We start from the raw sequence: 12,055 nt of genomic DNA on the forward strand, positions 1-12,055 counted from the left end.
TGAGCACCCTTCCATCGGTGAATGGCACACATCGGCGACATTCTGCCCGCCCACACCGCCGCCTGCAACGGCGCCGGACATGTCCCCCGTCATCACGGCCACGCCGGCGGCAGGCGCGGCATTGTTGAGGCATAAGCAACAACCAAGTCCACGGACTGCCGTCGCCGCCCACGCCCGGCCGGCGTCGAGATTCAACGTGCGCCGCGCATCCCGGCATCTTCCTGAGACATCGACAGGCCGCCGGAGCTCGCCGGCATGTGCCGATCTCGGTCAGTTGCCGGGTCCGAGCCGCGGCATAGAGCCCATTCCGTTTCTGGGCAGTTGACCTCGGCCCTCGACGGCGGTCCGGACGCGGCGTTACCAATCGATCCGCAGCGCCATCGGCCAGCACGGACCGTTCCGAAACAGCCGATCACCATCTGAGCACCACAATCCCAATGGATGGGAAATTCCGCCAATATGCGGGAACAAGTTAGGCCGCGAACCTGTCTTTTCCCAGGTCACGGCCTATCCACCCAAAGCACAAAATCAATATTCACGAGCGTCTACTTCTGATCCGTAGTCAGATGCTCTATCCATTGAGCTACGGGCGCTTGCGCAACCACTCTCCGTAACCGCGCGTGCTGATGCGTCCACGGGGTCGCGGTTGCGTATCCGCTGGTCCAGGGGTTTCGTTACTCCCGGACCCGCGAGAAACGACTCTCGCATGCCACCGAGTGGGGCCTGCGTGCCGGTTGATGTCGCACGATGCTGCACCGTGCTCCGACGTCCGATCACCATCGGAGCACCAGGCCACCAGACCACGACCTTCACCCCAAGAGTGCATCTGATTCGCCGGGCGCCGCGTTGCGGGCGTCGAGCGACTCGGCGACGGGACGTTACGGTCGAATCACGGGAGAGTCCTTTGCCGTTTTCGATCGAGTTCCGGCTGTCGCGTCAGGTGCTGATGTCCCGGCGGCGCAGTCCGGTGTAACCCAGTGCCAGCAGCGTCGCGGCGATCGCGCCCAGTGTGATCAGAGGGGTCAGGGTAAGCTGCTCGGTCGGCACCCGTGGGGTGTGGGCCAGCGGCGAGGCTCGCTGGGCCCAGCCGGGCAGGTCGAAGGAGTCGGCGAACAACGCGACGACCGCGCAGTAGCCCATCAGCGTCCAGGCCAGCGCGGCCGCCGTTCGCGGTAGCCAGCCGACGGCCAGCACGGTGCCCGCGGCGACCACCCATACCGCGGGAAGGTAGGCGAGGGCGGTGCCGGTCAGCCGGGGGATCTGGCCGGGGTCGGAGACCGTGAGCGCGTACGCCGCTCCTTCGCCGAGTCCGATTGCCAGCAGGGCCATCGCCGTCCCGGCCAGCGTGACGCTCAGCTGCCCGGCCAGCCAGGTCAGCCGGCTGGTCGCGGTGGCCAGCACCGGTTCCGCGTGGCCGGAGGTCTCCTCGGCCCGCACCCGCAGAACGCTGGTGACGCCGTACGCGGCGGCGAGCAGCGCCGCCATCGCGACGGTCAGGGCGAGGTACGCGTCGGCGATGCCGGCCGCGCCGCCGGGCAGGAAGTCGGCGATCTCTGGGTTGTCGCGCACGTACTGTTCGATGCTGTTGCCCAGGGATCCGTAGGCCGCGCCGAGCAGCGCGAGCCCGGCCACCCAGCTGATCAGGGCGGTGCGCTGCAGCCGCCAGGCCAGGCCGAACGGGCCGCGTAGCGCCCGGGAGGCGGTGGGCCGGCCGGGCCGGGCCGGGACTAGTCCGGCGCCGAGGTCCCGCCGGTCCAGCAGCACGGTCGCGGCGGCCAGCAGCACCACGGTCAGGCACAGCGGCACCAGCAGCGGCCACCACCGGTTCGCGACGTAGGGCAGGGTCTGCTGCGCCCAGCCGATCGGTGACAGCCAGGACAACCCGTTGTCGCCGGCGTCTCCGGCGGCGCGCAGCAGGTAGGCGGCCCCGAGGACCGTTCCAACACTGCCGTACACGGCTCGGGCGTTCTCGAACAGCTGGGCCGCCACCGCGGTCAGCGCGGCGAACGTGACACCCACCGCGGTCACCGCGGCGCCCAGCAGCGCCGAGCCACCGATCGGCAGACCGGTCCCCGCGGCCACGGCGAACACCAGCGCGCCGGCGGTCAGGTCGGCCAGCCCGGCCAGTGCGAGCGCGGCGATCAGCGGGGCGCGGCGGCCGACCCGGGCGGACCGGATCAGCTCGGCGCGTCCGGTCTCCTCGTCGGCGCGGGTCTGCCGGCCGACCAGGAACATGTTCATCAGCGCGACAATGATCGCCAGAAAGCCGAGGATCTCGAAGACGACCTCCCCGCCGATGCTCTCCAGCAGCGCGGTGGGCCCGCTCATGGCGATGACCGCGGTGTTGCCGCCGATGGTCTGCCGCAGGTTGGCGAGGTCCTGCGGAGTGTCGTACAGGTTCTGGCTCTGGGCCGACTGCACGAGCAGCAGCAACGCCGTGCCGAGCAGCCACCAGGGCAGGGCGCGGCGTTCCCGGCGCAGCATGAACCGCAGCAGGGTCCCGGTCCCGGTCATGACGCCACGCTCCCGGCCGGGGTGTCGTCGCCGTAGTGGCGCAGGAACATGTCCTCCAACGTCGGCGGGGTGCTGGTGAGGCTGCGCACCCCGAGCGGGGCGAGCCGGCGGATCACATCGTCCAGCCGCGCGGCGTCGACGTCGAAGCGGGCGTGATGGTCGCCGGCCACCAGGTCGTGCACTCCGGGCAGGGCGCCGAGGCCGTTGAGCGGCGCGGCCGTCTCGACGGTGATCGAGGTGCGGGTCAGGTGACGCAGTTCGGCCAGGGTGCCCGACTCTACGGTGCGGCCCTGACGGATGATGCTGACCCGGTCGCACAGAGCCTCGACCTCGGCCAGGATGTGGCTCGACAGCAGTACGGTGCGGCCCTGCCCGCGAACCTCGGTGATGCACTGCCGGAACACCGATTCCATCAGCGGGTCGAGTCCCGAGGTCGGTTCGTCGAGCAGCAGCAGTTCGGCGTCGGAGGCGAGCGCGGCGATCAACGCGACCTTCTGCCGGTTGCCCTTGGAGTAGGTGCGGGCCTTCTTGCTGGGATCCAGGTTGAAGCGTTCGAGCAGGTCGTCGCGGCGGCGCCGGTCGAGTTTGCCGCGCATGCGGCTGAGCAGGTCGATGACCTCTCCCCCGGTGACGCCCGGCCAGAGGGTGACGTCACCCGGCACGTACGCCAGCCGGGCGTGCAGCGCGACCGCGTCCTTCCACGGGTCGCCGCCGAGCAGCCGGACCGTGCCGGAGTCGGCCCGCAGCAGACCCAGCAACACCCGGATGGTGGTGGTCTTGCCACTGCCGTTAGGGCCGAGGAAGCCGTGCACCTCGCCGGCTGCCACCTCGAGGTCGAGACCGTCCAGTGCCGTGGCCCGGCCGAAGTGCTTGGTCAGGGCGGAGACCTCGATCGCCGCCGGATGGGATGCGCCCATGTGGACTCCTTGAAGACGATGGTCCTCGGGAAGGGGAAGGTTTGTGATGCCGAACCGGGCGGATCGGCTGTCAGCCGGTCAGGTCCCGGCGCAGGTAGGCGGACGTTCCGGCCGTGGCCAACACCACGGCCACGGCGCCCATGACCAGCACGCCGGGCCAGTCGGCACCGACCAGCGGTACCGCAGCCGTGTGCCGGTACGGGGACAGATCACTGACCCAGGCCGGTGCGCCACTGCTGTCGGCGATGACCTTGAGCAGGAACCCGCCGGTCGCCGGGACAGGGCCGATGTGGATGACCGCAGAAGGTCTGAGGCCAGCGGCCAGCAGCGCCGCACCCAGGCACAGCAGCACGATCGGCAGCGCGTTGAAGGTTCCGGCCAGCGCCGCGGTCAGGGTGAGATCACCGCCCACCATGCTGACGCCCGCCCAAGCGCCGACCGCAGCGACGGCCAGCAGCAGCATCGCACCGGCGAGCGTGGCCGCAGTCTCGGCCCCGAGCAGCCGCAGCCGGCTCAGCGGCTGCGCGGCCACAAGGGTGAGCCGCCGGTCGGACTCGGCCGCCATGAACGCGCCGAGCCGGACCGCGGTGAACGCCCCCACCGGCATCGCCAGCAGCCCGAACAGGGCGGCGACGAACCCCTGCACCGTGGCCAGCCCGACGAATCCGGCTTGGGCAGCGCGGTCGGCGAACACCCGGTTGTCGGAGAGGAACCCGGTCAGCGACATCGAAGTCAACCCCGATGACCAGGAAGTAGGCACCGATCCCGGCGGACCAGGCGGCCAGCGGCCCGAGCAGCCGGCGGACCGCGAAAGCCTCCACCGTGTCGAGCAGCCCGAGGCGGGGGGCGGCGCCCGGCCGCAGCCGGCAGCAGGCCACCACCGACATCGCGACGGCCACACACCACGGCCACCGCGACATAGAGCAGGGCAGTCGCGGCCGCCAGCACCAGCAACGGCGAAACCCGGTTACGGTCGTACGCGGAACTGATCTCCAGCAGACCGAACGGCGACAGCCACCGCAGCCTGCCCAGCGCGGGAACCCCGTCAGCGGCCATCCGGGCGAGCAGCCCGGCACCCAGAATGGCTATCGCCGTACCGGTCGCGGCCGTCCGGGCCGAGAAGATCTGGGCGGTGAGTGCGGCAAGGGCGGCGGCGAACAGCCCGAGCAGAGCCACACCGGCACCGTGCACCACCGCACCGGCGGAATCCGATCCGCCGAACACCAGCAGCACCACCATGATCGCGGCGCCGGCCACGACCGGGACGGACGCGATCACCATCAGATGGCGGAACAGCACCTGACGCAACGGCAGCCGGCCGGCCAGCAGAACATCCCAGCGGCCGTGGTCCTCCTCGCCGCGAGTGACCCGGGTGGTGGCCACCACGGCCCACACGGCGAGGATCGCGCCGAGCACGGTGCCCAGACGCCACACGGTGAACCCACCGGCCTCGTCGAGGGCAATCGGCTCGCCGAAGATCGTACGGATCGCGGCGTTACCGGCCAGCGCACCGAGCCCGGCCAGCGCGGCCGGGTCACTGGTCACCCGCTCGTAGGTTCCGGCCACCATCGCCGGCGCGCCCGCTGCGACAGCCAGCAGCAGCAGCGCGCCGAGACGGATCTGCCGCACCGCCAGACCGGTCGTGGCCCGCCGCGCCCCGGCGTCAGCGGCGATCGGCGTCGCGGTCATCGGCCGGCCTCAGCGCCGTAGTAGTCGAGGAAGATCTCCTCCAGGCTCGGCTCCCGCACGACCAGAGCAGCGACATCAGCATCGGCGAGCGCTTTGAGCGCAGGGGCGGGCGGACCGCTGAGCGCGAACCTCATCCGCATCGCACCCGCGCTGTCGCCGGGAAGGATCTCCACCGCGTCCACACCGGGAACATCGGCCAGGGTGGGTGGGGCGCCGGTGCAGGTGACGGTCACCTCGGTGCGGTGCAGGGTACGCAGCTTCGCGATGGAGGCCAGATCGACCAGCCGCCCGGCGCGCAGAATGCCCACACGGTCGCAGATCGCCTCCACCTCGGCGAGCTGATGGGAACTGAGGAAGACGCTCTGGCCTCGCTCGCGGGCGGCGGCCACCGCAGTGCGGAACTCGCGTTCCATCAGCGGGTCGAGGCCGCTGGTCGGTTCGTCCAGGACCAGTGCCGGGGCGCGGGTGGCGAACGCCGCGACCAGAGCGACTTTCTGCCGGTTTCCGGTCGAGTAGGTACGAGCCGGTTTCGAGAGGTCGAGCGCGAACCGATCGACCAGCTCTTCGCGGTAGTCCAGGTCCACACCGGACCCGGTGCGGGCGAGCAGGTGCAGGATCTCGGCGCCGGTCAGCTGGGGCCACAACGCGACGTCGGCGGGCACATAGGCCAGCGATCGATGCGCGCGACGCACATCGGCGGCGTCGACGCCGGCGATGGTGGCATGCCCGGCGCTGGGTTTGGCCAGGCCCAGCAGCATGCGGATGGTGGTGGACTTGCCGGCGCCGTTCGGGCCGAGGAACCCGAACACCTCACTGGCCGTGACCTCGAGCGTCAAGTCATCGACGGCGGTCAGCCGCCGGAATCGTTTGGTGAGCCCAGTGGTGCGCAGCACGACGTCGCCCATGGCGGATGCCTCTCTGGTCGCAAGCGGACATGACCGCCGACCAGACTTCCCGGCACACCTGGCGTCACCGTACTCCCGCGGACATCCGCAGGGAAGGCCATTTCTCAACGCGTCACACCGGACCGCGCCGAACGCCCCTACGACCGCAGGGGCTGTTCCGTGATCGGTGGAGCGTCGCGGAACACCGTCGCCATCCAGGTGAAGACAGCCTGGGCCTGACGGATGCGCCCGGCACGCTCCGCGTCGCCGTCGAGCAGGGCAACACCGCAGTCGGTGATCTCGAGGAACGCGGCGATGCCGTCGATCTGCTTGCGGACCACGGCCTGCCACGCGTCGTCAGCCATGCGGTAGTACATGGTGCGCTCACCCGGCTTGGTGCGCCAGGTCAGAAACCCCATGCCGGTGAGCAGTCGCAGGTTCATCGTCAGCGAGGCCCGGCTGGCCTTGATGGCGGAGCTGATCTGCGCGGCGGTCTGCTCGGCCGGCTCGCAGATCATCAGCCAGCCGAGGATGCGTCCGGCGATCGGTGGGACGCCGTCGCGGGCCAGGTACATGGCCACCTGCTCGGCCCACGCCAGCCGCCCTTCATCCTCGGCATCGCCCACGACGGTCCCCTCTTTTCATAGATTTCAGGTCGTACTAAAGTCACTGTATCTATCAGGGGTGAGCCGGGAAGTCTGGTCGGCCCGCGGCGGACGCTGCGGAGAGCGGAGGCTTCCCATGTCCCTTACGTGGCAGCTGCGCGCCGGGGTCGCCGCCGGTGTCCTCGTTCCGGTGGTGTTGTGGATCGACGGGGCCACCCGGGCCGGGTACAGCCTGTGGCATCACGGCGCCAGCCAGCTCGGCACCGGTGACCGTGGCTGGCTGCAGACGATCAACTTCGCCCTCGGCGGGACCCTGCTGGCCTTGTTCGCCGCCGGGCTTCGCCGGGTGCTGCATCCAGGACTCGCGGCCCGGTGGGCACCGATCCTGACCGCCACAGCGGCGGCAGGGCTGCTGGTGGCCGGGTTCGTGCCCACCGATCCCGCCCTCGGTTATCCGCCCGGCGAGCCGGAAGGACTCACCGCCACCGGAGGCGTCCACCAGGTCGCCGGGCTGGCATTGTTCGCCGGGCTCAGCGCAGCCGCACTCGTCCTGGCCCGGCGCGCCGCCGAGACCAACCGGCGCAACGCGAGGCTGCTGAAGGCCGGCGGGATCCTGGTCATCGTGTTCGCGTTCGCCGCCGGCATCGCCTACCGGCTCGACACCCTCGGCGTGTGGCAACCCGCCCCGGCCGGTCTGCTCGAGCACCTCTCGCTGCTGGCCGGCTTCGGCTGGGTGGCCGTCACCGCCGTCTGGCTCCTGCGTCGTCCCTCGGCCGTGGCCGCGCCCGGCGGCATCGTCAGCGGCCGGAGCGGATGACGATGTCCTCCAGTGCGGTGGCCGCCGTGGTGATGCCGTCCTCGGACCGGATCCGCTCCCCGATCCGCCCCGCGGTCCCGGCCATCGACGGCGTGAGGGCTCGCCGGATCGCCGCGGCCAAGGACTCGGCAGTGAGCCGCCGCTGATCGATCGGCGCCGGCGCTACCCCGAGGTGCTGCATACGTCGGCCCCAGAACGGCTGATCGGCGACAAACGGGCAGATCACCTGCGGCCGCCCGGCCCGCGCCGCCGCCGCGGTCGTCCCGGCGCCGCCGTGATGCACGATCACCGAGCAACGCGGGAACACCACATCGTGCGGCAACTCCGAGGCGAACACATGGCCCTGCGCCGCGGTCTCCGGCAAGCCGCCCCAGCCGGTCCCGATGACTGCCCGCACCCCGGCCAGCCGCAGCGCCTCCAGCACGACACCGGTGGCGGCGGCCGGGTCGGGACCGGCCATGCTGCCGAATCCGACGTACACCGGCGCCGGATCCGCGACGAGCAACTCCCTGACCTGAGGCGCGAGCGACGAGTCACCGGCCGACGAGTCCAAGAACCAGTACCTGGTCATCCACGCCGCGGCCGGCCAGTCGTCAGGCCGAGGCAGCACCGACGGGCTGATCCCGTGCAGCACCGTCGCCCGCCCGCCGTCCGGGCTCCGGAGAGGATCATGCCGGCCCCGGCGTCGCGGCAGGCCCAGCCCCGCGCGCCAGCGGTCGACGGTGCGGCCGAACATGACCGCCGGAGCCTTCATCCCCGCGAACGTGGCACGGTTGAACAATCGCGGCAGCGACGGGGCGAATTGCTGCCCCGGCCACGGGAAGGCCCGGGTCGGGACGTACATCGGGATCGGCAAGCCCAGCACAGCCGGCACACCCGGCTCACCGGGCGCCGCCCGACGCACGTCACGAAGGTCCCCGGCGACGAACTCCCGCTTGAGCTCCAGGCCGGCCACGAAGAAGAAGATCGCCAGCAGCCCGTCGGCCGCCCACGTCGCCAGGCTCAGGTCCAGATGCCACGCCGACGGGCCCACCCGCACCGCACCCAACGACCGGTACGCCTCACCCCAAGGCGAGTTCGCCCAGACGATCGCCAGCACCGCCGCCACCAGCAGCAGCACACCGCCGACCGTCTCGGTGCGCAGCACATCACCGACCCGGCGGGCCTCTGGCCAGCTTCCTCGGCTGAGCAGGCGGAACGAGGACTTTGGTGACGCGGACATGGAACCTCCGAAAAGGGGTCGGCAAAGACATTGCCGACCAGACTTCCCGGCACACCGACGTCAAAGGTACGTGCTGCGAGTAGTCCCGGCATCTCGAATAAGCGTGCAAATCCTCACCCGGTCCTGCGCCCCTTGGCCACGCGGCCTGCGCGGACGAGCGGCGCGGCGATCTACCGGGCCGGCTGACCGATTCCTCGGCGAAGCACCCGCAACCCGCCGAGACGATCAACCCCGTCGCGGTCGCCGCCATGGCCGAGGCCGACATCGACATCACCGCCGAACAGCCCAAGATCCTCGAGCTCAGCAGTCCGTGCACACCGGACCGTTCAGGCTGCGGTACGGCGAGGTCGATGCGACGTCGCATTCGGTGCACCGATGTACCGGCTTGCGGTGGCAGTCGCCGCACACGACTGTGCCGTCGGGTCGCCGGTGGCCCACCCTCTCGCGGTTGCCACACGTCACGCACACCTCGCGCCGGGCGGGATCCATCGCGTAGCAGGTATCGCAGACCGGCCCGGCCGCGGACGTGGCGCTGATCCGTCGTGAAAGTCCGCATCGTGAACACGGGCGGCGCCGCTGGTGCGCGGCGGTTTGCGGGCAAAGCGTCAGGGTCGGTGGCGCGGTGGCGAGCAGCCGTCGCAGCCGCCGGCGGCGGCTGGTCAGCGGCAACGAGATCAGCTCCCTGCCGCAGGCGTCGCGGAACATGTCGAACACGACCAGGTGCGGCGGATGGCGGGGACGGGCTTCGGGCCTCACTTGGAGCGGCTGCCCACCGTAAGGGACCGCGCGTGATCTGCGGCACGTGAGTGCGTCCTCCCTGAAGCGCATCTGTGACCGAGAAACGGGCCGGCGAGCAAGATGTTCAGCCGGGGTGGAGGTGCTCCGCCGGCGCGCTCAGGGCCGGTTCCGAGCGTTCCGCCGCCTCGGGGGGCGTCCACGGGCCGGTCACGCGGTCACGCCCGGCACGCTTGGATTGGTACAGGGCGCGGTCCGCGCGTTCCATGAGGTTGTTCAGCCGATCCGGCCCTGTTGCCAGCGCCACCCCGATGGAGGTGGTGACCGTGATCGCCCGGCCGGACGGAGTGCGGAACGGCTCGTCGCCGATCGCACGACGCAGACGTTCGGCCACCTTCCGGATCGTCGGTTCATCGGTGTCGGGCAGGAGGATGACGAATTCCTCCCCGCCGTAGCGGGCGACCAGGTCGTGCTCGCGGGACGCCGCGGACAGCCGAGCGGCGACGCCCCGGAGGACGTCATCGCCGGCGAGGTGGCCGTATGTGTCGTTAATTGATTTGAAGTGGTCGATGTCGATGACCATGAAGGCCGTCGAGTTCGAGCCGACGCTCTCGGCATCGGCCTCGTCGACCGTGGCGGTCAGATGCCTGCGGTTGTAGAGGCCGGTGAGTCCGTCGGTGACGGCCAGGCGCCGTTGTTCCTGGACCGCGGCGTGCAGATCCTCGGCCAGGGTCCCGCGATCCTTGACGAACAGGTACTGACGCAGGAGAACCATCGCGAACAGCATGCCGCCGACTGCCAACGTGGCGTTGGTGACCTGGCCGGAGTGGTTCTTGTCGAAGGCGACGAGCAGGATGGTGGCCGTCATGGACAGCGCGATCGGCATCAGCGCCAGTCCCCGGTCGAAGAGGAGCCGCTGGGCCGGTGGTTCTCGGCGCCGCATCGCCACGACGGCCGCCACGGGGAAGATCGTGTTGGCCGCCTGGAACGCGACGTTGATCCAGCTGGCCGGGTCGTATGAGCTGAAGATGGTCAGATAGGTGTAGCCCATGTCACTGACGACATTGAGTCCGACGGCCAGGGTCACGAGACGCATCGCAGCCGGCAGACGCCGGTAGCCGCCCATGCCGACGATCACGATGCTGCTCAGGGTCACGACGTCGAGCAGGGGATAGCTCAGGTTGACCAGGTCGCCCGGGCTCGTATTGACACTGGCCTGAGGTGTGATGAGCGCGTGCCAGCCCAGACCGCCGATGCTGAGGACGATCAGCGCGGTGTCGAGCGATCCGCGCAGGTGCCGGAGCAGGCCGGCGTCGCCGAAGCCGACCACGACGGCGACCACGGTGAGCACCGAAGCCACGAGGTAGAAGAGGTCGGCGAATGACGGCGACGGCGCGCCGTCCGGGGTCAGGTAGTCGTAGCCGGCCCAAAGGGTCTCACCCGCCAATTGCGCCAGCAGGGCCACGGTCAGGATGCGCCACATGGTCGCGTGCCGACCGGGCACCCGCCGGGACGCGGCGAAGGCGACGGGGACCGACACCACGATGGGCACAAGATAGAGACCATCGCCCACGAACATACCGAAGGCCTCGTTGGCCTGACCGGCCCAGGTCAGAACGGCGTAGCACAGCAGCCACGCGCCGGCCGCGACGAATGCGAAACGGCACCACCGGTCGGACCAGAGGGGTCGGTGAGGTGTCGGCGCGGCCTTGCCCGGCTGGATCGCCGGGGTTCCAGTCACCGCGGAGGCGGTCATCCTCAAACCTCTGTCCTTTTGGGCGCACGACATCAGTGACGTTGTCGAGAGTCCACGGGCCAGGGTGCGAAGCGGTCGCGGCCTTGGTTGCGTTCCCGTTGCGGGTCGTGTGGTCGGTCAGACCCGTATACCTTGTACGGGCTCAGTCGCGCCGCTGATGGGCCGTTTCGCCGCCCGGGTAATCCCGGAGCTGGCAGGCCTCGGCGGTTCAGGTACCGGAGGCTGTTGCGCAGGATCGGCCCCTGCTCGCGGCGCTCGGTGGCATGCTCGATCGCCCGAGCAACCGCAGGAGGCAGCGGGACCAGCACCGTCTTGTCGCCCTTGGCGCGAATCTTCAGGGCATGATGGCCGTGCTCCTCGCCGAGGTCGGCGAGGTTCGCACCGCAGGCTTCGAAGATCCGCAGGCCGATCAGGCCGAGCATCGCGATCAACGCGATCAACGCGAAGTCGTTGCGGTTGGCCGAGGGCCATGCGGCCGTGAGCAGGGCCTCGAACTGTAGATGGCCCAGCCCAAGCGTGGGTGAGTCGGTCGGCGTGGGCGGGCGCCGCACATAGTCGGCCGGCGAGTGGGCCCGGAACTGGTCGATGACGCATACCCGGTAGAAGCCGACCACGACTGACAATCGGCGTGAGACGGTCGAGGGCTGGTAGCAGCGGACTTCCCGCAACCAGCGTGTGTCACCGCCGGAAAGAGCGCCAACGTCCTCGACGCGGCAGAAGAGCGACGCACCACGAGGCATGCTTACGGCTGGTCCGACTGAACGATGTCGCGGCAATGGCCTGCAATCGCCTCGCGCAGGAACTTGTTGCATTGCGTCTGCGCTGGCAGGGTGACGCCTCGCGCCCAAGCCGGAATTGTTCCAGGACCAGGGCTCTGAGGCGCCCATAAGCGACGCGATAACGACACCCGGTCCTG

Annotated in this window: 10 protein-coding genes; 1 reads left to right on the forward strand and 9 read right to left on the reverse strand. The window is 70.1% G+C overall.

Annotated features, from left to right (window positions below):
• Nucleotides 1-936: 936 nt before the first annotated feature.
• From AB0M54_RS30820 to AB0M54_RS30845, 6 genes are all read right to left on the reverse strand, one after another.
• Complete coding sequence (locus AB0M54_RS30820) at nucleotides 937-2,514, reverse strand: ABC transporter permease (RefSeq protein ID WP_364475198.1); 1,578 nt, start codon at nucleotides 2,512-2,514, stop codon at nucleotides 937-939.
• A complete protein-coding gene (locus AB0M54_RS30825; protein WP_364475200.1) occupies nucleotides 2,511-3,431 on the reverse strand; it encodes an ABC transporter ATP-binding protein in 921 nt (306 codons plus the stop codon). Before AB0M54_RS30825 ends, AB0M54_RS30820 begins: the two co-directional genes overlap by 4 nt.
• Before the next feature lie 70 nt (nucleotides 3,432-3,501).
• Nucleotides 3,502-4,158: a hypothetical protein gene (locus AB0M54_RS30830; protein WP_364475202.1), complete on the reverse strand. Its 657-nt coding sequence runs from the start codon at nucleotides 4,156-4,158 to the stop codon at nucleotides 3,502-3,504.
• 5 nt (nucleotides 4,159-4,163) lie between these two features.
• The gene (locus AB0M54_RS30835) at nucleotides 4,164-5,120 is read right to left on the reverse strand and encodes a hypothetical protein (protein ID WP_364475204.1); all 957 of its coding nucleotides are present in this window, start codon (nucleotides 5,118-5,120) and stop codon (nucleotides 4,164-4,166) included.
• A complete protein-coding gene (locus AB0M54_RS30840) occupies nucleotides 5,117-6,025 on the reverse strand; it encodes an ABC transporter ATP-binding protein (protein ID WP_364475206.1) in 909 nt (302 codons plus the stop codon). Before AB0M54_RS30840 ends, AB0M54_RS30835 begins: the two co-directional genes overlap by 4 nt.
• A gap of 137 nt (nucleotides 6,026-6,162) precedes the next feature.
• Nucleotides 6,163-6,630, reverse strand: a complete 468-nt coding sequence (locus tag AB0M54_RS30845; protein WP_364475208.1) for a hypothetical protein — start codon at nucleotides 6,628-6,630, stop codon at nucleotides 6,163-6,165.
• A 115-nt stretch (nucleotides 6,631-6,745) separates the two neighbouring features.
• Here AB0M54_RS30845 and AB0M54_RS30850 point away from each other — a divergent pair, with 115 nt between their 5' ends.
• The gene (locus AB0M54_RS30850) at nucleotides 6,746-7,426 is read left to right on the forward strand and encodes a DUF998 domain-containing protein (protein WP_364475210.1); all 681 of its coding nucleotides are present in this window, start codon (nucleotides 6,746-6,748) and stop codon (nucleotides 7,424-7,426) included.
• Here AB0M54_RS30850 and AB0M54_RS30855 read toward each other — a convergent pair.
• The 3 genes from AB0M54_RS30855 to AB0M54_RS30865 all read right to left on the reverse strand — a co-directional run bounded on the left by AB0M54_RS30855 (nucleotide 7,407) and on the right by AB0M54_RS30865 (nucleotide 11,753).
• Nucleotides 7,407-8,648, reverse strand: coding sequence for a glycosyltransferase (locus AB0M54_RS30855; protein WP_364475212.1), 1,242 nt, complete (start codon nucleotides 8,646-8,648; stop codon nucleotides 7,407-7,409). The genes AB0M54_RS30850 and AB0M54_RS30855 overlap by 20 nt on opposite strands.
• An 862-nt stretch (nucleotides 8,649-9,510) precedes the next feature.
• The gene (locus AB0M54_RS30860) at nucleotides 9,511-11,139 is read right to left on the reverse strand and encodes a GGDEF domain-containing protein (protein ID WP_364312622.1); all 1,629 of its coding nucleotides are present in this window, start codon (nucleotides 11,137-11,139) and stop codon (nucleotides 9,511-9,513) included.
• 32 nt (nucleotides 11,140-11,171) lie between these two features.
• Complete coding sequence (locus AB0M54_RS30865; RefSeq protein WP_364475214.1) at nucleotides 11,172-11,753, reverse strand: hypothetical protein; 582 nt, start codon at nucleotides 11,751-11,753, stop codon at nucleotides 11,172-11,174.
• Nucleotides 11,754-12,055: the final 302 nt, after the last annotated feature.

Origin of the sequence: Actinoplanes sp. NPDC051470, from assembly GCF_040682035.1 — a bacterium.
Lineage (GTDB): Bacteria > Actinomycetota > Actinomycetes > Mycobacteriales > Micromonosporaceae > Actinoplanes.

Coding starts and splice junctions, on each gene's coding strand:
- AB0M54_RS30820 (WP_364475198.1), bottom strand. CDS start 2,514: ATGACCGGGACCGGGACCCTGCTGCGGTTCATGCTGCGCCGGGAACGC.
- AB0M54_RS30825 (WP_364475200.1), bottom strand. CDS start 3,431: ATGGGCGCATCCCATCCGGCGGCGATCGAGGTCTCCGCCCTGACCAAG.
- AB0M54_RS30830 (WP_364475202.1), bottom strand. CDS start 4,158: ATGTCGCTGACCGGGTTCCTCTCCGACAACCGGGTGTTCGCCGACCGC.
- AB0M54_RS30835 (WP_364475204.1), bottom strand. CDS start 5,120: ATGACCGCGACGCCGATCGCCGCTGACGCCGGGGCGCGGCGGGCCACG.
- AB0M54_RS30840 (WP_364475206.1), bottom strand. CDS start 6,025: ATGGGCGACGTCGTGCTGCGCACCACTGGGCTCACCAAACGATTCCGG.
- AB0M54_RS30850 (WP_364475210.1), top strand. CDS start 6,746: ATGTCCCTTACGTGGCAGCTGCGCGCCGGGGTCGCCGCCGGTGTCCTC.
- AB0M54_RS30855 (WP_364475212.1), bottom strand. CDS start 8,648: ATGTCCGCGTCACCAAAGTCCTCGTTCCGCCTGCTCAGCCGAGGAAGC.
- AB0M54_RS30860 (WP_364312622.1), bottom strand. CDS start 11,139: ATGACCGCCTCCGCGGTGACTGGAACCCCGGCGATCCAGCCGGGCAAG.